At 59.4% G+C, this 20,466-nt stretch carries 19 protein-coding genes; 4 read left to right on the top strand and 15 right to left on the bottom strand.

The features are described from left to right. Nucleotides 1-180 precede the first annotated feature (180 nt). On the top strand, nt 181-963 hold the full coding sequence (locus ACHZCX_RS10245) for a hypothetical protein (RefSeq protein ID WP_319587142.1): 783 nt from the start codon (nt 181-183) through the stop codon (nt 961-963). Here the strand turns inward: ACHZCX_RS10245 and ACHZCX_RS10240 are convergent. The 4 genes from ACHZCX_RS10240 to ACHZCX_RS10225 form a co-directional block, all read right to left on the bottom strand. Further along, nucleotides 934-1,881: a TIGR01212 family radical SAM protein gene (locus ACHZCX_RS10240; RefSeq protein ID WP_319587141.1), complete on the bottom strand. Its 948-nt coding sequence runs from the start codon at nt 1,879-1,881 to the stop codon at nt 934-936. The two genes, ACHZCX_RS10245 and ACHZCX_RS10240, sit on opposite strands and share 30 nt — an antisense overlap. Nucleotides 1,882-1,947: 66 nt before the next feature. After that, nucleotides 1,948-2,565 (bottom strand): FmdE family protein, encoded by a 618-nt coding sequence (locus ACHZCX_RS10235; protein WP_319587140.1) that lies wholly within the window; start codon nt 2,563-2,565, stop codon nt 1,948-1,950. Between the two features lie 118 nt (nt 2,566-2,683). After that, the gene (locus ACHZCX_RS10230) at nt 2,684-3,757 is read right to left on the bottom strand and encodes a hypothetical protein (RefSeq protein ID WP_319587139.1); all 1,074 of its coding nucleotides are present in this window, start codon (nt 3,755-3,757) and stop codon (nt 2,684-2,686) included. Then, on the bottom strand, nt 3,754-5,193 hold the full coding sequence (locus ACHZCX_RS10225) for a U32 family peptidase C-terminal domain-containing protein (RefSeq protein ID WP_319587138.1): 1,440 nt from the start codon (nt 5,191-5,193) through the stop codon (nt 3,754-3,756). Before ACHZCX_RS10225 ends, ACHZCX_RS10230 begins: the two co-directional genes overlap by 4 nt. Nucleotides 5,194-5,359: 166 nt before the next feature. Here ACHZCX_RS10225 and ACHZCX_RS10220 point away from each other — a divergent pair, with 166 nt between their 5' ends. After that, entirely contained in the window at nt 5,360-5,656 is a 297-nt protein-coding gene (locus tag ACHZCX_RS10220) for an isoamylase early set domain-containing protein (RefSeq protein ID WP_319587137.1), read from the top strand. Between the two features lie 34 nt (nt 5,657-5,690). Here the strand turns inward: ACHZCX_RS10220 and ACHZCX_RS10215 are convergent, their stop codons facing one another. The 3 genes from ACHZCX_RS10215 to ACHZCX_RS10205 all read right to left on the bottom strand — a co-directional run bounded on the left by ACHZCX_RS10215 (nt 5,691) and on the right by ACHZCX_RS10205 (nt 9,254). Then, the gene (locus ACHZCX_RS10215; protein ID WP_319587136.1) at nt 5,691-6,245 is read right to left on the bottom strand and encodes a gamma carbonic anhydrase family protein; all 555 of its coding nucleotides are present in this window, start codon (nt 6,243-6,245) and stop codon (nt 5,691-5,693) included. A 647-nt stretch (nt 6,246-6,892) separates the two neighbouring features. Beyond that, complete coding sequence (locus ACHZCX_RS10210) at nt 6,893-8,281, bottom strand: ATP-binding cassette domain-containing protein (RefSeq protein WP_319587135.1); 1,389 nt, start codon at nt 8,279-8,281, stop codon at nt 6,893-6,895. Nucleotides 8,282-8,300: 19 nt separating this feature from the next. Continuing rightward, nucleotides 8,301-9,254: an aldo/keto reductase gene (locus ACHZCX_RS10205; RefSeq protein ID WP_319587134.1), complete on the bottom strand. Its 954-nt coding sequence runs from the start codon at nt 9,252-9,254 to the stop codon at nt 8,301-8,303. A gap of 326 nt (nt 9,255-9,580) precedes the next feature. Between ACHZCX_RS10205 and ACHZCX_RS10200 the strand changes: the two genes are divergently transcribed. Beyond that, the gene (locus tag ACHZCX_RS10200; protein ID WP_319587133.1) at nt 9,581-10,942 is read left to right on the top strand and encodes a diguanylate cyclase; all 1,362 of its coding nucleotides are present in this window, start codon (nt 9,581-9,583) and stop codon (nt 10,940-10,942) included. Nucleotides 10,943-11,248: 306 nt separating this feature from the next. Next, nucleotides 11,249-12,532: an O-acetylhomoserine aminocarboxypropyltransferase/cysteine synthase family protein gene (locus tag ACHZCX_RS10195; protein ID WP_319587132.1), complete on the top strand. Its 1,284-nt coding sequence runs from the start codon at nt 11,249-11,251 to the stop codon at nt 12,530-12,532. 25 nt (nt 12,533-12,557) lie between these two features. On the opposite strand, the gene ACHZCX_RS10190 is transcribed toward ACHZCX_RS10195, so the two are convergent. From ACHZCX_RS10190 to ACHZCX_RS10155, 8 genes are all read right to left on the bottom strand, one after another. Further along, nucleotides 12,558-13,565, bottom strand: coding sequence for a hypothetical protein (locus ACHZCX_RS10190; protein ID WP_319587131.1), 1,008 nt, complete (start codon nt 13,563-13,565; stop codon nt 12,558-12,560). A 126-nt stretch (nt 13,566-13,691) separates the two neighbouring features. Beyond that, a complete protein-coding gene (gene lipA / locus ACHZCX_RS10185; RefSeq protein ID WP_319587130.1) occupies nt 13,692-14,576 on the bottom strand; it encodes a lipoyl synthase in 885 nt (294 codons plus the stop codon). Then, nucleotides 14,573-15,277, bottom strand: a complete 705-nt coding sequence (gene lipB, locus ACHZCX_RS10180; RefSeq protein WP_319587129.1) for a lipoyl(octanoyl) transferase LipB — start codon at nt 15,275-15,277, stop codon at nt 14,573-14,575. Before lipB ends, lipA begins: the two co-directional genes overlap by 4 nt. A gap of 25 nt (nt 15,278-15,302) precedes the next feature. Continuing rightward, nucleotides 15,303-16,772, bottom strand: coding sequence for an aminomethyl-transferring glycine dehydrogenase subunit GcvPB (gene gcvPB, locus ACHZCX_RS10175; protein WP_319587128.1), 1,470 nt, complete (start codon nt 16,770-16,772; stop codon nt 15,303-15,305). Beyond that, nucleotides 16,769-18,103, bottom strand: a complete 1,335-nt coding sequence (gcvPA, locus tag ACHZCX_RS10170; RefSeq protein WP_319587127.1) for an aminomethyl-transferring glycine dehydrogenase subunit GcvPA — start codon at nt 18,101-18,103, stop codon at nt 16,769-16,771. Before gcvPA ends, gcvPB begins: the two co-directional genes overlap by 4 nt. A gap of 4 nt (nt 18,104-18,107) precedes the next feature. Then, nucleotides 18,108-18,503 carry a glycine cleavage system protein GcvH gene (gene gcvH / locus ACHZCX_RS10165; RefSeq protein WP_319587126.1) on the bottom strand — a complete coding sequence of 132 codons (396 nt, stop codon included), beginning with the start codon at nt 18,501-18,503 and terminating at the stop codon, nt 18,108-18,110. A gap of 25 nt (nt 18,504-18,528) precedes the next feature. Next, nucleotides 18,529-19,815 (bottom strand): aminomethyltransferase family protein, encoded by a 1,287-nt coding sequence (locus ACHZCX_RS10160; RefSeq protein WP_319587125.1) that lies wholly within the window; start codon nt 19,813-19,815, stop codon nt 18,529-18,531. 14 nt (nt 19,816-19,829) lie between these two features. Next, nucleotides 19,830-20,306 (bottom strand): Lrp/AsnC family transcriptional regulator, encoded by a 477-nt coding sequence (locus ACHZCX_RS10155; RefSeq protein WP_319587124.1) that lies wholly within the window; start codon nt 20,304-20,306, stop codon nt 19,830-19,832. Between the last annotated feature and the right edge of the window lie 160 nt (nt 20,307-20,466).

Below are 20,466 nucleotides of genomic sequence, written 5' to 3'. Positions count from 1 at the left end.
GTGTATGAAAAAAAGAAAACGATAAACCCGTACACCATGGCTGGTTCGTGACCCGCAAACAACGGGTTACGCTGGTCAAACGATATCGCCCGTTGTCCCTTAGGGCGGTGAATATCTCGCGTCATTCTGGCCGCAAAGCTGATCTCTCGGCTTTGCGGCTTTTTTTTTAAGGCGCAATCGATGCAACAACTGGTGTTTAGCGGCCACACCGGCCAGCATCCGGTCCTGGTCACCGATGAGGGGAGTTTCCGCAGCCTTCGGTTCGGCACCGAAGAGTGGCAGACCTGCATCGATCTCCAGAAGCCCTGGGAGCTGCAGCTCGCCTACACCCAATGGATGGCAACCGCCCTGCTGCTCCATCCGCGGCCCGAAAAATTCCTCCTTATCGGTTTGGGCGGCGGGGCTCTGCCCCATTTTTTACTCCACCATCACCCCGAGGCCCAAATCGATGTGGTGGAAAAGGAACGGCTGGTGATCGACCTGGCCCATGGCTATTTCCGGCTGCCGCTCCGCGAAGGTCTGCGGATCGTCAACCGGGACGCCCTCTCGTATCTGCACACCGATCCCGCTTGCGGATACCACCTCGCCTTTCTCGATATCTTCGGTCCTGGCGCCATGGCCCCCGCTCTGTTCGATTCCGAGCTGTACAGCTTGCTGCTTGCGAGGCTGTGCCCCGAGGGCATTTTGGTGGTGAACCTGTGGTGCGGCGACAAGCCCCTTTATCATCAGGCTCTACGGGCAGTGGGAGAGGCGAGTGGCGACCGGTTTCTGCAGATGGCGGTCAAGAAACGGAGCAATGTCATTCTCCTGATTTTTCCCAACGATATCCCGCATAAGATCATCAAGAAGGCGCAAAAGTGCTCCGCCGACTCCCAGCAGCGCTACGGGTTGGATTTTCCGTACTACCTCAAACGTTTGCGCCGCACTAACCGCTCATCGTTGTTCCACACCCTTTTCGGCTGATCCCTCCCCTTCTTCTGTTTCCTGTCCTTGCCAAAGACCCCTTTCCACCATCATCCGGTGGAGCTTCTTGCTCAATTCTCCGCTCAAACATTGCCATTTCGGGGCGATCAGCAAATGGGGGTGGGCCGTGGACCAGAGCCGATGCAGGGCAATCCGGGGAGGAATATGGGGCAGGAGGCGGAGCAGCAGCTCGAGATAGGTTTCCAGAGTGAACACCGGGACCTGGCCCAGGGTGTGGAGGCGGTGCAGCGGAGTGCCCTCGATCACCTGGAGGTGGTGCAGTTTCAAGGCCTGGATGGGGAGAGCGCAGACGGTCTGCACCGTGGTCAGCATTTCCGCCTCCGATTCCCCCGGAATACCGAGGATCAGATGGGCACCGATTTCAATGCCTTCCACGGCGTGCAGTTTGTCTACGGCGGCGACAAAATCGGCAAAACTGTGGTTGCGGTTGAGCAGGCGGAGGCTCTGGTCGTGGATCGACTGCAGCCCCAGCTCGACCAGGCAAGTCTTGCCGCTGTGCCGCACCAGATGGGCCAGGGCAGCGGGCAGGTTATCGGCAATGGCGTCGGGGCGGGTGGAGAGGATCAGGCCACGGCAATCAGGATCAACGAGAATCAGAGCAAGCAGGGGGATGAGCCGGTCAGTGGCCAGGGCGGTGGAGGTTTCCTGCTGAAAATACCCGAAATAGTGGCGGAATCGTCCCTTGAGCAGGTGCTCTTTTCCCCGGCGGATCTGTTCGGCCAAGGCATCGGTTGCGCGCAGGGAAAAGGGGGTGAAACTGGCCGGACGGCAATAGAGGCAACCGCCTCTGGCCCGGTTGGGGCAGGGAATACCCAGATCAAGCGGAATCTTGCCGATCGCTTGGCCGTAACGCTTGCGGCAGTGCAGGCTGAAGGTGCGAATGCGCGACCTGTTCATGCGGGAGGGGTAGGGAACAGCATCCGCGGGTGCCGATCCGGAAGGAGAAAAAGGGACTGCCCCTTTTCACGAAGAGGTGGAACTGGCCGCACTTCGGTCCGACTCTACAACCTGATAATATCGCTCACCGTCGCAGGCCCGGCAAAGGATCGTGCCTTCCCTCGCCAATTCACGGCAATCCTGGACCCAGTCGCCGCATTTCCCGCACTGCACCCGGCGGATCGGACGTCCCGGCATGTCGCAATCCCGCAAGGCTACCTTGACCTCCTGGAAGACAAACAGGTCGTCCAGCGGCATGACTTTGTAGGCCTCCAGTTGGCGCTGATACTTTTCGACAACTTCAGGGCAGTAGCTTTCTGAAAGCGCCCGTGCCTCCTCCCGGGCGGTGACGCGCACCGCTCGGCCGGTTTCCAGGTGAACGAAGGTGGCCGCCATGACCCCAAAATCGAGCCAGCGCAACGAGCGCTTGCCCAGGCTGCAACCTGTGACCGATTGGATGGCGTCGGTGGCGCAGCGGTCGATCTCGACCAGCACGTAGAGTTTTTTCCGGTCCGCGCCCTTGGGATCGGTGATGCCAATCCAGTCTAAAGCGGCCATGGACATGCGCACGCCGATCACCTGGCCGGCGCAGATATGGCCGTGGATTTTCGTTGACTCTGCCAGCAATTGTTCAAATGATTCCATACATTCCCGCCACAAGCGTCTTTGTGTCCATTGGATAGGAGCTCCCCTTCCAGCCCGCCGGAAAGCCGATGACCAGCGGGAGGAAGTACGGCAACCTTACCCACGGCTGCCCACCCTGTCAATCGGCAGTCGCTCGCTGATCCCTGATGACCATGGGCAGCGGATGGGCAATGGATTCGAACAGTTCCTTGCAGAAGCCGCAGCGGTCGCAACGGGTGTCGCATTGGGAGAGCATGTTGGCGAAATCGAACGACAGTAGGCTGTTGTCGACGTACAGGCTGTCCGCCAGCCAGGACATGGCGTCCATCAGGTCGAGCAGGTTGCCGTCGTATCGCCGGGCACGGTAGGCGGTGATGGCGTTGATTAAAAAATCGGTTCCCAAAGTACGACCGCAGAGTTTGATCGTATCCACATGATACAGATACAGATCGATATCCTCGGGCCGGATAAAAGGGGATTGCAGCAAGCGGTACGGGTGTTCATCCAAGAGCCGCATGCAGCCAATATCGCAATTGATGACGTGGGTTTGATCCTGGCCGCCGATATTGGCCAGGGCGATGTACGAATCGTGGGAGAGTTTGAAGGGGCAGTAAGGCAGGCAGCCCTCGTTAGCCAGCGCCTCCATTCTAAGGCCAGGAAAGTTTTGATGCATCTGCAAGCTGATTTTGGCCAGCTCATCAAGGTTGCGGTTGAGAGAGCGATCGAGGATGATCTTGCCCGGCATTTTGAAGCCGGTTTCCCCGATGTAGGTCAGTTGGGCCTCGATCTTGTGGCAGGAGTCCAGCATGGTGTTGACGCTGGGGACCGCTTCCAGTTGTGCGGCAATGTCCGGGGCCTCATCGGCGAGAACCTGAAGGAGATAATGGTCACAATAGACAATGCCGTCGAGCACCCCGCGATGCAGGTAATGCTCCAAGGTGTGGATGATTGGTTTGATGCTGTTGTGATCGGTGAGCAGTTCCGGGGTGTAGAAGCGGCTGTTGAGCAGGGCGTATTTTTTGGGCCCCTGCAATCGTTCGAGGCCGGAGATGATCTTTTCCTGGGCCGTGGGCGGTTCAATCCGGATGCGGCTGTCGAGGGCCCGGCTATGCAGCAGGCTGAAATGGACACTGTCCAGGTCAGCAGTACACTGCATCAGAAAATCGACATACCTGTCCTCCGGGAGAAAGGGAACATTGAGATAGGGTTTCATGATGACTCTATATGTTTTCGCAAAAGCGATTGCGTTTCAACGGCGACCAGTGGCGGCTCAGTCCGCAGGAGTATCCTGGAGTTCGGATTTGCACGATGCACCGGCGTGCCGTCTTCCAGGTGCATTTCAATGATTGTCACCGTGGTTGGTTCAATCGTACGGCCCAGGTATTCCACTTTGTCGCCAAGGGTAATGGCATATCGTGTCTCGATCAGCAACGGTGCGACGGCGCGGACAATGCCAACCGGAACATAACTTTGTTCTAGCCGCATTCTATCATAAAGCATGTCATCGGATGAAGGCCTGGTACTAAAAAAGTTTTCTGTCTGACCACGGGTACCGATCTTACTCAATTCCTTATGAAAAGCTTCGGGCAGAACGAGGCTAACTGCAGGTTCTCCAGAAAATAGTTGGTGTTCAATCCAGTCAAGGGCCAGCCGGTAGAGGCGAACCACGGCCCCCACGTAGCCCGCCGATTTCATCCGCCCTTCGATTTTGATGGAGTCGACGCCGGCATCGATCAATGCCGGCAGTTGGTTGAGCAGGCAGAGATCGCGGGAGTTGAAGATGTAGGTGCCGCGGTCATCCTCTTCGACCGGGAAGTATTGGCCGGGCCGTTTTTCCTCCACCAAGGCGTAGGAATAGCGGCAAGGATGGGCGCAATCGCCTTGATTGGCGTTGCGGCCGGTGAAATAGTTGCTCAGCATGCATCGCCCGGAATAGGAGATGCACAAGGCGCCGTGTACAAAAGCCTCCAGTTCGATTCCGGTTGCCGCCCGTATGGCCCTGATCTCCTCCAGTCCCAATTCACGGGCGAGATTGAGGCGGCTGATGCCCTGTTCGGCCCAAAAACGGGCGCTGGCCCAATTGGTGACGTTGGCCTGGGTGGAGAGGTGCAGGGACAGATCAGGGACAAGTTGCCGAGCCATGGCGAGGATGCCGGGGTCGCTGACAATGAGTCCGTCGGCGCCGGTGTCCCGCAGGAGATAGAGATAGGATTCCAGACGATTCAGATCGTGGTTGTGGGCAAAAATGTTGACCGTGACATAGACCTTGACCCCATGGTTGTGGGCATAGTGGACTGCCTGCCGGAGCCCTTCCTCGTCGAAATTGGCGGCCCTGGCCCGGAGGCTGAACTCTTTGCCGCCCAGGTAGACGGCGTCGGCGCCATAATGAATGGCAGTCGCCAATTTTTCGAAACTGCCCGCCGGGGCCAGCAACTCAGGAATGCGGGGGCCGCGGTTGGCGGTCTTGGGGGTATCGGTCATGAGCGTATTGAATGAAAAAGGGTTGCGGGAATGCAGTTCGGCTGTACAAAGAAAAGAGAAAAAACCGTGTGCGCAATGAAAAGGTTGCGCCATCATGGAAAGTGAAGCCAACAGAATGACGGAAATAGTCTTGTGTGCCCCGATGGGCAGGTGAGATGCCGTCGGCATGGCCGGTCTCTCTCTTCCCCGTCAGCTTCTTCAGCTGTTGTTCACGGAGTGTTTTGATTCAAGATAGTGCTTGCCCCCCTGAGTCGGCTGTTTTACAATTTAAACGTTATTGTCGCGTTGCCCCTAGATTTGTGCATTTCCGCCCTGAACAAGCAAGGAGACCCTAATGCTGAAAAAAAGTTATTCCAAAACCGGTTCAGTTTGCCGTGTCACCTTCAAATACGAGAACGAGGAACAAGCCGAAACCGCTGTCCTGGCCGGAGAATTCAACGGTTGGTCCCTGCGTGAGACCCCGATGAAAAAACTGAAGGACGGCAGCTTTTCCGCCATCCTTTCTCTTCCTGCCGGTCAGTCTTACCGTTTTCGCTATGTGCTCGACGGCGGTGTCTGGGTCAACGATACCGATGCCGACGGCTATGCCCCCAATGAATACGGCGAGGCCAACTCGGTTTTGACCGTCTGATACGTCAGGTTGCGGTCAGGGCGGAGGGGGGACTCTAAAAGCAATCGCCCACCTTGGCTTGATGGTATTCGTTTTTCAGGGCCACATAGCGCCGCCAGGACGCCTGCATTTCTTGCAACTGGACCTCGCTGACCTCCTTGACCACCTTGGCCGGTGTGCCCATAATCAGGGAGCGCGGGGGGAACTGTTTGCCCGGTGTGACCACCGACCCAGCGCCAACAATCGATTCCCTACCGATAACTGCGCCGTCCAGGATAATCGCCCCCATCCCAATCAGGCAAAGATCGCCCACGGTACAGCCGTGGAGAATGGCCCGATGGCCAACGGTGACGTCACAGCCAATGAGGGTGGGATGCCCGTCCCCATCATCCCGTTCTGCTCCTTCGTGCTGGGTGATGTGGAGCAGGGAGAGATCTTGGATGTTGGTGCGCGCTCCAATGCGGATGCGGTGGACATCGCCCCGCACAATGACACCGAACCAGAGGGACACATCCTCGCCCAGGATCGCGTCGCCAATCAGGGTGGCGCTGGGAGCTACCCAGCCGCCCTTGCCGACCTGCGGCTGATAATCACGGTAGGACAGTATCATTTTTTTCTCCTGTTATTGAAAAGTTCTTTTAGGTAAATGGCCGGTTAAACCTTGGTCATCAGCTGCGGGTTCCGTTCGATCCCTTCCGTCTTGTCCCGCTCCACCTGCAAGAATTCCGGCCGACCAAACATTTTGCCCACTCACCCGCCGATGGCATCGGCTGCCGGCAGCGCTTCGTCGAGCTTGCGGGGGGATCACTTTGCCCATGACGGTTATTCGGAGGAAGGAGGCAAAGAGATTGTCGATTTGTCTGCGCTGAGCACAGCGATAAACGGTTCAACGATAAGGATGGTGCTCTGTCACTACAAGAGCCTGAGGATTTTGCCCCACTCTATTTCCACGGGCCGCATCGCATACCGGAGCGCTCCGCTCCTTCGCGTGCCTGGTTTCCAGGTGAATTGTACCAACCTCATTCCCAGGCAGGCCTGCACGCGGGCAAGCGATTTGGTACTCTGCGCAGCGCTCTTTTCGTTGATCAGCTTGCGAGACAATCCGTTTCATCCTGTTGATCGCTCCGGTTACGGAGCGGATACCTTTTGCCTTATACGGAATCACCGTCCGGGTGTCAAACGAAATGGAGGCGCTGATTGTGCAGGTTTTACGATGGCTCGCCCTCGTTCTCTGCTGTGGGGACGGCTCTGTTTTATTCAGGAAAAACGGACCTGTTGGCTGAAAAAATCGCGGAACTCATCCGGGCGATGGCTGACAAAGAGGATGGTGGCCAGCTCTTCTTCAGCGATTTCGCTGAGAAAATCGAGCAGGGCCACCCGGTTGGCTTCATCCAGACCCTGGGTCGGCTCATCGAGAATGAGGAGGCGCGGCACCTTGATCAGGGCCCGTGCCAGGAGAATCAGCCGCTGCTCGCCATAACTGAGCTGGCGGAAGGCTCGTTCGGCCCGGTCACCGAGGCCGAGCCGTTGCAGCCAGCGGCGGGCCAACTGCTGCTGTGCTGCGCTTGGCCGGGTGTAGAGGCCAATTGAGTCAAACAACCCGGAAAGCACGATTGCCAGGGCGCTGCCGGCCACACGGTGGTTACGGTGCAGATCAGCACTGACGATACCCATCTGCCGTTTCAGGTCCCAAATCGACTCACCGCTGCCCCGACGTCTGCCAAAGAGGGTGAGATCGTTCGCGTAGCAGAGCGGGTGGTCGCCGGTGATCAGCTGCAGCAGGGTGGATTTGCCGCAGCCGTTGGGGCCGGTGATCAGGGTGTGGTCGCCTCGGTTGATCGTGAGATCGAGGTTGCTGAAGACCGAAACTTCGCCGTAACGGGCAAAGCCCTGGCGCAGGCGGACAAGGGTGTCGCCGATTGTATTGGTGCTGACTGTTTGCCGCTCCTGCCGCAATTCTTCGACCGCAACCCGAAAAAGCGGCGGTTGGTGGGCCAGCAAGGTTGTGATCTCTGCCAGCACTGCGGGCCGCGCACCCTGGGCAACTATGGTTCCGTCCTTGAAAGCCCCGAGGTGGGTGCACCAAGGGGGAATGTCGCCGGTATTGTTGACTAGGAGGAGGATTCCCAGACCCTGCTCGCGGAGCTCTGCCATTACCCGGTCCAAATCCTGGCAACTGGCCAGGTCGAGCCCCTCGTAGGGATTTTCTAGCACTAAAAAGGCGACACCTCGGGTGATCTGCTGCAGCAGGCACAGTTTGCGTGCCTGGCCGGAGCTCAGCTGGCGGTAGCCCCGATCCAGCAGCCCGGTCAGGGAAAAGAGGTCGATCAGGTGATGGTGGCGCTCAATATCGGTGAGGAAATCCCGGGCCGGGGTGCCGGGATCGATCCGGTCGAGAAAGTCGGTGTCATCCTTGCGCAGTTCGGCTTCGAAAATCGACTGCTGCCGCTTGAACGAGAGCAGGCCGAGGTTCGGAGGCAACTGCAGGCGTTCGGCTCGTACCTCGGTTGCTTCGCCGGCAAGGACATCGCAGAACCGTTCTATGCCGGAGGCGATGCCGCCGATCAGGCACCAGGCCTCACCGGGCAGGGCGGCAAAATGGTCGATCCGCAACCCCTCGGCGGCAAGATGCTCGATGACAATCATGGAAGGTGCGGAACGGGTTTCATTCGTCCCACAGCTGTTCGAGGGTATAGGGTGACCCCGGTCCCGCGAAAAAAGAGCCGTCGACGAAACGATACCCCCGGTCGAGCGTCGCGATATCCGCCACGTCCTGCGCATCGAGTCCCAATTGGGCGGCGGCCAGGTTCTGTCGCATCCGTTCCGGATTGACCGATTTGGGAATGACCACGGTCTTGCGGCTGAGCCCCCAGGCAAGCAACACCTGGGCAGGCGTAACCCCGTGCTTGGCCGCCACCCGTTGAATCACCGGATTGTCGAGCAGGGTGGGCTCGCCGCTTTTTTTCATGCCCGCCGGCCGGTCTCCCGAGCCAAGCGGTGAATAGGCCGTGACCTGGATCCCGTTTTCACGGCAGAATTCGAGCATCGCCCCCTGCTGCAGATACGGATGCAGCTCGATCTGGTTCATCGCCGGGCGGATCGCGGCCTGACGGCACAAGGTGTCGAGTTTGCGGACGCTGAAATTGCAGACCCCGATGTTGCGTACCAGCCCCTGGGCCACACAGTCCTCCAGCGCCTTCCACGTCAGGCTGATCGGGAGGGCGTCCAGAGAGATATAGTCCTCGCCGCGCCGGGGGAACATGACGCCGGGCTTGAACACCACCGGCCAATGGATGAGATAGAGGTCGAGGAAGTCAACCCGCAGATCAGCCAGCGTTTTTTGCAGGGCCGGTTGCACCTGTTCCGGCGCGTGGGCGTCGTTCCACAGCTTCGAGGTCAGCCAGAGGTCGGTACGGGCCACCATTCCGGAATCGATGGCTTCCGCCACCGCCTTGCCCACCTCGGGTTCATTCTGGTAGGCTGGGGCGCAGTCGATATGGCGATAGCCGATGGCCAGGGCCTCTTTGACCGCCGCATAGACGGCACCGGGCGCCGATTTCCAGGTGCCGAGACCAAGGGCCGGGAGACGATCTCCACTTGCTAAGGTAAAAGACAGCATGTTCCTCTCCTTTCGTACCCTGCCCGATCACCGTGGTGGAGGCAGGGGGCGTTTGAATCCGCCATGTTTCCAACAGTCGTCAGGGATAGTGATCATGACGCGCATGCATTGTAAAAAGCGGCCGGTTATCCGTCAAACTAATTACAGCAAATCTGCCACTCGCTGCACCGCTGATCATGGATTTGAGGGAGAAAAGAGGCTGTTGGGTATATTTTGCTTTTGAGGCAGGGTACTTTTTCATACAATCATTTTGATGAAGTTGTTTTCGAACTGATCCCCCAGATGGGGAAGGGGCGGGCAGTGCCGCAGCCATGAAGGTGAATCCATTGAGCGATTTAAAAAAACAGAAAAGGGAAACGCCGGGTCAGCAAACGGTGGTTGTGGTGGACGACAGTGCAACCATGCGGACCGTCATTAAAAAGGAACTGGAAGTGGCCGGTTATAGTGTCATCCCCTTCAGTGACGGCTTGGAGGCCATCTCTTCGTTGCGTTGGATGCAGAAACCGCCGGACCTGATCACCCTGGACATTGACATGCCGAGGATGGATGGGTTTGCCTGCTGTCAGCAACTGCGGGAAATGGAGGAACAAGGGCAGTTCGGCAACACAGGAGCCCGGATTCCCGTGCTCTTTGTTTCCGCGAACGATACCTTTGACAACCGAAGCCGCGGGTTTCATCTTGGCAGCCTAGAATTCATTTCCAAACCCTTCGTTCGGGGCGATATCGCCGCCGCTGTCAACAAGGTGCTGCGCCCGCAATCCACTTTTACCGGCATGACCGCGCTAGTGGTGGATGATAACCAAGGGCTGCGCCGGATGGTCGGTGCCTGTTTGGAACGCATCGGTTTGCGTGTCATCGAGGCGGAAAACGGACGGCAGGCCTTTGAATTGATCAAGGAAAATCTTGTTCAGGTCGATATGGTCATTGTCGATTTCGATATGCCGGTCATGCGCGGCGACGAATTTATCCACCTTACCCGCCAGTTCCCCGAGGCCGAGCATCTACCTATGCTCTCCCTCAGCGGCACCGGCGACACCCATGCGGTCTTGCAGATGTTCCGGGCCGGGGCCAGTGATTATCTGATGAAGCCCTTCATCGCCGAGGAGCTGCTGGCCAGGGTCCAGGTCCACCTCCAGCTGCGCCGCCACATGCGCCACCTGGAGGAAATGAATAAGAATCTCTACGAGAAGGCTGTCAACGACGGCTTGACCGGTCTGCGCAACAAGCGTTATTTCCAGGATGCCTTTGAGGAGATGTTCGCCCGGGCGCAGCGTTCCAGAGGTGACATCAGCTGCCTTTTTTTTGATCTCGATCATTTCAAGAAGGTGAACGATACCTGCGGCCACGGCTTTGGGGACTATGTGTTGCAAACAATTGGTGCGTTGGTGAAGAAAAATGTTCGCTTTGGCGATCTGGCTGCCCGTTTCGGTGGCGAGGAATTTGTCATTGCTCTCCCCAATACTGCTCTCGGTCACGCCGGGTTTGTTGCCGAGAAGATCCGTACCCTGGTCGAGGCCTATACGTTCAGCGATCAGGGGCGCCAATGGTCGGTAACCGTGAGCATTGGGGTCGCCTCCCTGCACGCCCACCAACCGGAGACAGGTTCGGATCTGTTGCAACTGGCCGATAAAGCGCTTTATCTTGCCAAAGACTCTGGCCGCAATCGGGTCGTTTGCTGTCCGGAGTAAGAAACATCGCCGAGCCGTTGCGCTTTCTTCCGCACCGGGATTGAGAAGCACCAAGAATGTTAATCTCGGTTCTTGCCGGTTCACCTGCCTACTGTTGAATGCGGACCAATGGTGAGCCCCGCCCTTCCGTAGAATTCTCAATCCGTTCACGCCAGAGATTGCAGTGTCACCTAATCGTGTTAAATTAACAATGCAATCGAATGAGAGACTCCATGGTGCTATCCCATTGATGGGGACCAGGGTACTTCTCAACAGATGCATGCGGAAGGATATTTTCCCCAGGACCCTTTTTGAGGAGGCTGCACGATGACAGAGCAAAACCGCCGGCTTGGGTTTACCACCCGCCAGCTCCACGCCGGACAAACCGTTGACCCGGCCACCGGCAGCAGGGCTGTGCCCCTGTATCAGACAACCTCCTACCTTTTTAAAAATTCCGAGCATGCCGCCAACCTCTTTGCCCTCAAAGAATTCGGCAATATTTATACGCGGATCATGAACCCGACCACTGATGTACTGGAACAGCGGGTGGCCGATCTGGAAGGTGGTCTTGCCGGACTGGCCGCCAGCAGCGGTCATGGCGCTCAGACCCTGGCCTTTCTCACGCTGTGTGGCGCTGGCGACCACATCGTGTCCAGCAACAGTCTGTATGGCGGCACCTACACCCAGTTGCGCTATACACTGCCACGGCTGGGGATCGAGGTCACCTTTGCCGACCCCGCCGATCCGGACTCCTTTCTTCGCGCCATCCGGCCCACCACCAAACTCATTTATGGTGAGACCCTGGGGAACCCCGGCCTGATTGTTTTTCCCTTTGCTGAGGTCGCCGGCATTGCCAAGGCCCACCGGCTGCCTCTGGTGATCGACAACACCCTGGCCACACCCTACCTCTGCCGGCCGATCGAATGGGGGGCCAACATCGTCAGCCACAGCACCACCAAATTTCTCAACGGTCACGGCACCTGCCTGGGCGGCGTCCTCGTGGATGCGGGCAATTTTGATTGGAGCTCCGGCCGGTTTGCCAACTTTACCGACCCCGACCCCTCCTACCACGGTCTGGTGTACAGCAGCTTAGGACCGCCGGCTTTCATCTTGAAAGCACGGGTGCAGATGCTGCGGGATCTGGGCGTTTCCGCCTCGCCCTTCAACAGTTGGCTGACCGTACAGGGGATCGAGACCCTCAGTCTGCGCATGCAACGCCATGTCAGCAATGCGCTCAGAGTGGCCGAATTTCTCCAGGAGCATAGGCAGGTGGCCTGGGTGTCCTATCCCGGCTTGGCCGGTCATCCCAGCTTTGAGCGGGCACAGCGCTATCTGCCCGAAGGCGCGGGCGCTATCCTTACTTTCGGCGTCAAGGGCGGACGTGCGGCTGGGCAGCGGTTCATCGACAGCTTGAAGCTCTTTAGCCATGTGGCCAATGTCGGCGACGCCAAAAGCCTGGCTATCCATCCGGCCAGCACCACCCACAGCCAGCTGAGTGACGAGGAGATGCGGGGTGCCGGGGTGACGCCGGATATGGTTCGCTTGAGTGTGGGCCTGGAGGATGCCGAGGATCTATTTTGGGATCTGGATCAGGCTTTGGCAGCCGCCTGAGCCGAGAGTGGTGGGGAGCGTGGACTCAGCGGCCGGTCGATTGGCCGGAGGCGTCGCTGGCGCAATCGGTGGAAACCTGGCAACCCTCACTGCCGTCAAGTCCGGGGATGCCTGCTTGGGTGGCCGGTGGGGCTGAATAACCGGACGGGCCTGTGGTTCGCGCTGGCAGGCTCAGATGAGCGAGGATGGCGGTTTCCCCGCGGCGAATCGACCATCCGTCTGCGGTTCTGGTCATCAGGACAGGGATCTCGTCAATCCCCAGCGAGGCCAGCAGGGCTTTGTTCAAAGCCGGTGAATAGGAAGCGTTGAGGGTGGTCTTGGGCAGGTCGATGCTTGTGATCGTATCGATGGGGTTAAAGTTGATCGTGGCCCGGGCATTGGTTTTTAAAGCAGCAATCACTTTTTCGCAATGGGCGCAGGTTGAGGAATAGAAGAGATAATTTTCAGGTTGCTTGAGCAATCCCGGCCGGCTGGCAAAGACACCGGCGGTGAAGGCCTGCTCGCCGGGGGCGTTGTGGTTGAGATCCAGACTGGCAAAGGCCAGTATCGCAGCCGCGAACACCAGGGCACCGGGCACGATTTGTCTCCATCCGAGCAGGAGGTTGAGCAGGATGATAAAAGCGAGGATACCCAGACAGTAGACGCAGAAGGCCTGCGCCACCAGATATTGAAAACCGATCAGCACCGCTTCGACCGCAAGCGCTGCCAGGAGCAGCGACTTGATGAAACGCGGCAAGCGGCGCATCTCACCGCGCGCTACATACAGCCCCCAATAGACCACCTGAAAAAAGAAAAATCCCACCACGTTGAAGACCAGAGGAGAAACCCTGGTCAACTTTTCCACCACTTTACAACCACCGTTCAGGCATAAAGGCGACCCCTGGTACAGGGTATACCCGATCTGGGCCGCGATCAGCAAGCTGGCGACAAGAGCAAGGAATTGGCCGAATTGGAGCGCTTTATTCTTTCTGTTGAGCATGAGGTACCGGTGGTTGGTCTGACTCGGAACGGCATTGGCCCGTGCGTGCAGCAAAAGCCGAGGCTGCGAATGTACGATGGCCTATAATGATTCATTCTCCAGTTTGTGTCAACAGGACTCGACGGATTGACGGAGTGATAAGCACATGGAGTGGAGAGAGTGCGGTCGCCGGGGCAATAATCAGGGACCAGTTGTCCCTGTAACCCGCCGATACAGAGGTTCTGCCTGATAGGAGCTGCGGACAAAGGGGGCTGCAGCCACGGCGCCGAATCCCAGGGCCAGAGCCTGTTGTTCGAGGACAGTGAATTCTTCCGGAGGGAGAAAGCGGACCACCTCCAGGTGGCCTCGCGAGGGTTGGAGATACTGGCCGATGGTGAGAATGTCGCAGCCGGTTTGGCGCAGATCAGTAAAAAGGCCGGTGAGTTCTTTTACTGTTTCCCCCAGCCCGACCATAATGCCGCATTTCGTCACCCTGTCGGGGGCGATGGCCTTGCTCCTCTTGAGGAGTTCCAGGCTACGCCGATAGTCGGCCTCGGGGCGGACGGCCGGGTAGAGCCGTGCCACGGTTTCGAGGTTATGGTTGAGCACATCCGGACCGGCGGCAAGGACCGTGGCCAATGCCTCGAAATCACCCTGGAAGTCAGGAATCAGCACCTCTATCAGGATCTGCGGATTTTTCGCCCGTATAGCCCGGATGGTAGCGGCGAAATGTCCGGCCCCGCCGTCGGCCAGGTCGTCGCGGGTGACCGAGGTAAGGACGCAGTAGCCGAGTCCCATGGAGCGGACCGCCTCGGCAACACGCCCGGGTTCTTCCGGGTCGGGCGGGCCCTGGGGTCCGTGGCCGACGGCGCAGAAGCGGCAGTTGCGGCTGCACCGGTCGCCCAGGATCATGAAGGTGGCCGTGCCCTTGCCGAAGCATTCGAACTGATTGGGGCACATGGCCTCCTGGCAGACCGTGGCCAGACACTGATCCTTGATCAGATGGCGGATGCGTTCATACTCGGGGCCGGTGGGCAACCTGCGCCGCAGCCAGCGGGGTTTGCCTTTGGTGGGTTCGGTGGTCATGGCTGCGGGGCGGAAGGGGGGAGATAGGCGGTCAGGTTTGCCGGGGAAAGGATGTGCAGTTCCACACCGAAGACCTCGGTCAGAAGGTGCTGCAATCGCGCCTTGACCCGGTCCATGGTGCAGTTGGTCGCACCTTCCTGGAACAGGGAGGTCATGCCGACATCCCGCAGTCCGCAGGGATTGATCCAGGAGAAGGGTTCCAGGTCGAGATCGACATTCAGGGCCAACCCATGGAAGGTAATACCGTGGCGGATGGCAATGCCGATGCTGCCCAATTTGCTGTTGCCCACCCAGATGCCGTGATTGCGGGCGTCGCGGCTTGCCTGGACGCCGAAGTCGGCGGTGAGACGCAGCATTAGGTCCTCCAAGAGGTAGACATAGTCGCTCACGCCCAGGCGGGCCTGGCGCAGGTTGATGATCGGGTAAAGCACCAATTGTCCGGGCCCGTGATATGTGATCTCGCCGCCCCGCTCAATGGGCACCACGGCAATGGTGCGCTCCCGCAGGAAGGTCTCACTCACTCCCAGATGTTCCCGGTTGCCCCGCCGGCCCAAGGTGAAGACCGGCGGGTGCTCGACAGACAGGAACAAATCGGTGGCCAGGGTCCCCAGCCGCCGCGCCGCCAACACCACCTGCAGGGCATGCACAGCCGGGTAGGCAGCTAGGCCGAGGTCGCAGAAGGCGGCGGTTGTGTTGGTCATCTTCAACACCTGGAAGAGAAATCGCTCAGTCTCCAGATGGGCCGATCAGGCAGGGGCACCGGGCCGCCTGCACCTCGTCGAGCCGCCGCACCTTGGTCCGCTGCGGTGCCTGGCGGAGCAGTTCGGGTTGTTCCACCGCTTCCTTGGTGATGATTTTCAGGGTGGCGATGAACTGGTCGATATCGTCCTTGCACTCGGTTTCGGTGGGTTCGATCATCATCGCCCCGTGGACGATCAGCGGAAAGTAGATGGTCGGCGGATGGTAACCGTAATCGATCAGTCGCTTGGCCATGTCGACCGTGCTGATCTTGTACTCCTGCTGCTTGAGGTCGGAGAACACACACTCGTGCATGCAGGGCCGGTCATAGGGCAGGTGGAGCACATCCTTCAGCTGTTCCTTGATGTAGTTGGCGTTGAGCACCGCCAGTTGGCTGGCTTTTTTGAGGCCCGCCTCGCCCATGCTGAGGATATAGCTGTAGGCCCGCACGAGCACGCCGAAGTTGCCATGGAAGGCATGGACACGGCCGACGGACTGCGGCCGGTCGCTGTCCAGACGGAAGACGTCTCCCTCCTTGACCACCCTAGGCACGGGCAGGAAGGGTTCGAGTTCGCGGGTGACGCAGACCGGACCGGCACCAGGACCGCCGCCGCCGTGCGGGGTGGAGAAGGTCTTGTGCAGGTTGAGATGCAGCACGTCGATGCCGCAGCGCTTGGCGTCGATCACTCCGAGCACCGCGTTCATATTGGCGCCGTCGCCATAGACCAAGCCGCCCTTGGCATGGACGACGGCGGCGATTTCGCGAATCCGCTCCTCGAACAGACCCAAGGTGTTCGGGTTGGTCAGCATGATGCCGGCGGTGTCCTCGTCCATGAGCGAGGCCACTAGGGCCGGGTCGAGCATGCCCTGATCGTCGGATTTGACCGGCACGGATTTAAAACCGCAGAGGGCGGCGGAGGCAGGGTTGGTGCCGTGGGCCGTGTCCGGGATGAGGATTTTATGGCGCTGGGAACCCCGGCTGCGGTGCCAGGCATGAAAGATGAGCATGCCGGTCAGCTCGCCGTGCGCCCCGGCTGCGGGTTGCAGGGAGACAGCATCCAGGCCGGTGATGGTTGCCAGATACTGCTGCAACTCGTACAGCAATCGCAAAGTTCCCTGACAGAGGCGGTCGGCCAGCATCGGATGGGCGTTGGCAATCGCCGGGGTGGCGGCTTGGCGCTCATTGGTCTTGGGGTTGTACTTCATGGTGCAGGACCCGAGCGGGTACATGCCACTGTCCACCCCGAAATTCCATTGCGACAGCCGGGTATAGTGGCGAACCACGTCCACCTCGCTCAAATCCGGAAAATTGACCGCATCCCCCAGCAGGTGCGCGTCGATCGCGGCGGAAGGGACATCGCTTGCCTGGATCGACATGCCGATCCGGCCTTTCTTGCCCTTGTGCCAGAGCAGGGGCTCGTTGAGAATCAGCCCGCCTGTTCCTAATATGTCGCTCATGCTCCCACCTCCGCAGCAATGGTGTCCATGGTCTGTTTGTCGATCGTTTCGGTGACGCAGAAGAGGTGGCAGCCGGCCATCTTAGGGTAGAGTGCGCCCAGCTCCAGGCCGGCAACGATGTTTTTGGCCAGCAACCGTTCGTAGGCCAGCTGAAAATCCGTGGGGAACTCGACCACAAATTCATTGAACACCGGTCCGTCGAAGACCACCTTGGCCCCGGCTTTGCGCAGTGTCTCCTTGAGATGTTGGGTCTTGTCGTAATTAAGGCGGGCCAGCTGACGGATGCCGGTACCGCCCAAGGAGGCCATATACATACCAGCGGTCATGGCGCAGATGCCCTGGTTGGAACAGATGTTGGAGGTCGCTTTTTCCCGCCGGATGTGCTGTTCGCGGGTAGCGAGCGTCAAGACATAGCCGCGCCTCCCCTCAAGGTCCTTGGTCTCGCCGACCAGCCGTCCCGGCAGGTTGCGGGTAAAGGGTTCCTTGCAGCCGAACATGCCCAATCCCGGTCCGCCAAAGGAGGGGGCAATGCCGAAGCTCTGGCCCTCGCCGCAGACAATGTCCGCCCCGCAGGAACCGGGATTTTTCAGCAACCCGTAGGCCAGCGGCTCGGTAAAGCAGGTGACGAACAGCATCCCTGCCCCGTGGATGGTGGCTGCGGCCGCCTCCAGGTCCTCGATCACACCGAAGAAGTTGGGCGATTGCAGGGCCACGGCGGCGATGTCGTCCAGCTTGGCCAGGCCGCTCAGATCGGTGCGGCCGCTGGCCAGGAAATCCAGTTCCACCACCTCGTAACCCGCAGGCTGTAGATAGGCCCGGACCACGGCGCGGTAGTGGGGATGGATCGCCTTGGCCACCGCCACGCGCTTTTTCTTTTTGGCAATCCGCAATCCCATGAGCAGGGCCTCGGCCAGGGCGGAGGCGCCGTCATACATCGAGGCGTTGACCACATCCACGCCGAGCAGACGGGCGGTCAGGGTCTGATACTCGAAGATGCCCTGCAGGGTTCCCTGGGCCATCTCCGGCTGATAGGGAGTGTAGGCGGTGAGGAATTCCGAACGGCTGGCGAGGCTGCGCACGGTTTCCGGGATATGATGCTGGTAGCTGCCGGCGCCCACCAGGACCTTGGTGTGCTCGTCCACCCGCATGGCAGCGGCCAGATGGCGCAGGTGGTCGTTGAGTTCCCATTCGCTCTTGGCAGCAGGCAGATCCCAGGTGCCGGTCATTCGGCAGTCGGCGGGCACCGGCTCGAACAGGCTGTCCAGGCTCGACGCACCAATGGCCGCGAGCATGGCGTCGATTTCTTCGGGGGTATGAGGCAGGTAGCGCATAGGCTTATCCTTTGAGGAGATCGAGGTAGGCCGCAGCCGCAAACAACTGCTCGTATTCGCTGCGGTCTGAAGGTTTGATTTCGATAATCCAGGCCTCGTAGGGCTTCTGGTTGATCAGTTCGGGCGAATCGGTCAGGGCCGTATTGACGGCGACCACCTCCCCGGACATCGGCATGTACAGTTCGGACACCGCCTTGACCGACTCCAGGGTGCCGAATTCGTTCCCCTTGGCAAAGCTGTCGCCGATGGCCGGCAGTTCGACAAAAACGATGTCGCCCAACTGATCCTGGGCATAGTCGCTGACCCCGATGCGCACCGTATCGCCGGTGATCCGTGCCCATTCATGCTCATCGGTGTAACGGATATCATCCGGCAGGTGCAGTTCTTCGAGTTCTTTCATGGTGCTTCTCCTTGCTAAGGTGGGTTTACAGCATGCTGTGCATGGGTTTGCGGGCGGTTCGGTCCGGCCGGATCTGGTCACGGATTTCGACCTTGAGTTTGCGTTTGCCGTCGGTGAGCACCACCTCGGTACCGGCGGCCAACATCCGGTCCACCCGGACCAAGCCGCAGCAGAGGCCGCGCGGGGTAAAGGGTTCGGGACGGCCAGCCTCGACCGGGGTCGCGATACTGATGATGGCGGTGCCGACCCGGTCGATGGCCATATCCGTGGTGCAGGTGAGGATGGTGCCCAGCACCTTGCCTTCCAGATCAATGACCCGGCTCTGGTCGCTGATGGTGATCTTGCGCGGGTCAAAACCGGCGTAGGCCAAGGTGCAAGGCGGGTTGGTTGCGGCCAGCAGGGCAGGGGCGCCGGTGAAGTCCTTGGTGAAGGCGGCGCCTTCCTCATTCCAGGGCAGGACAAAGAGCCAGGGGTTGCAGGCAAACATCCAGGGGCCGATGTCCTGATGGGACAGCGGCAATCCGGCTCCGGCGCGCAGCGAGTCACGCGCGGCCAGGCCGCAGGAGAGAATGCCTTCCGGTTGCCCGGCTGCAAGCAGTTGGTTCCACAGTTTGTCGATATGCTCGGGAGCGATAAATAGCTCGAAGCCGAATTCACCGGTATAGCCGGTGCGCGACACCATCAGCGGCGTACCGTCGAGCAGGGTCACCGGTTCGGCGGGCATGAGCTGCGGATTAAACGAACCCTTGAAGGAAAAGTAGACCATCCGCTCGAAAACCGTCGCCGGGTCTTTAAGGACTCGGCCGAGAATCCTGGCCGCCGCCGGTCCCTGGAGATCCATCTTGCCGACCTTGTCCGTATGGTCGTTGATCACCGCTCCGGGCTGTCCGGCCTGCTCCTGCCGCAGGTGCGCGGCAATCGGTCCGCCCATGGAGGCGTTGACCACGATCATGTAGTCAGTTGCGGCGCACTGGTAGACTATGGCATCGTCGATCACCCCGCCGTTCTGGTCGAGAAACACCCCGTAGACGCAGCGGCCGGCGACCAGCGGTCCTTTCTTGGGGCCGATACACCGCTCCAGGTCCTTGGAAAACAAGCGCTGCAGCAGGTCCCGCACTTTGGGCCCATGGAGGCTGAGCACCGCCATGTGGCTGGTGTCGAACAGCCCGGCGCCGGTGAGCACCGCCAGATGCTCGGCCTTGGCGCCGCTCGGATACCAGAGCGGCATCTCATAGCCGCCGAAGGCCGCCATGTTGGCGTTTTGGCCCACATGCCAGGCGTGCAGCCGGGTGGTTTTGATGGTGGTGTCCATGGTTGGCTCCTTGATTATCCGTTGTCCTCAACGGTCGCCGCCGCCAATTGACCGGTCAGGGGCACCTTGAGGTTGAAACTTTTATAGACCACAAAGGTCTCGACGGAACGCACGTTGTCGATGGTGGCCACTTCCTGGGTGAAAAATTCGAGCAGGCCGAAATCCTTGCTGAGCATGGCGGTGACGATCAGGTCGAACTGGCCGGTGACCACGCACACCGAGATGACACTGCGCAGCCGGCTGAACTCCTCGCCCTTGGTGACCAGATCCATGCCCTTGACCCGCACCCCGACCATGACGATCTGCTGATCGGGCAGGGCCTCGGGATTGACCAGACCGCTGATCGAGAGCACACCCTCGTCGGTGAGTTTTTTCACCCGCGAGCGCACCGTGCCCTCGGCCAGGGACAACTCCTCGGCGATTTTCTTAAACGAGGCCCGGCCGTCTTTGAGGTGGTTGATGATGGCAAGATTGGTGGCGTCGATCTGCATTGGCTTTGTCGGTGGATTGATGAAATGGTCAAAGGACGCTAAAAAAAAATACCGATCCTGTCAATATCGATCTGCCCTTTTGTCAGATCCGGCAAGTCGGCCCGAAAACTCTGCGAAGAAATTCGCGGGGTTGTTCTGGCGCTCTGGATAATCCCGTGTT

It is taken from the genome of uncultured Desulfobulbus sp., from assembly GCF_963662935.2.
Taxonomy (GTDB): domain Bacteria; phylum Desulfobacterota; class Desulfobulbia; order Desulfobulbales; family Desulfobulbaceae; genus Desulfobulbus.
Note: the sequence above shows the minus strand (reverse complement) of the source record. Positions and strands in the feature narration are given on the sequence as shown.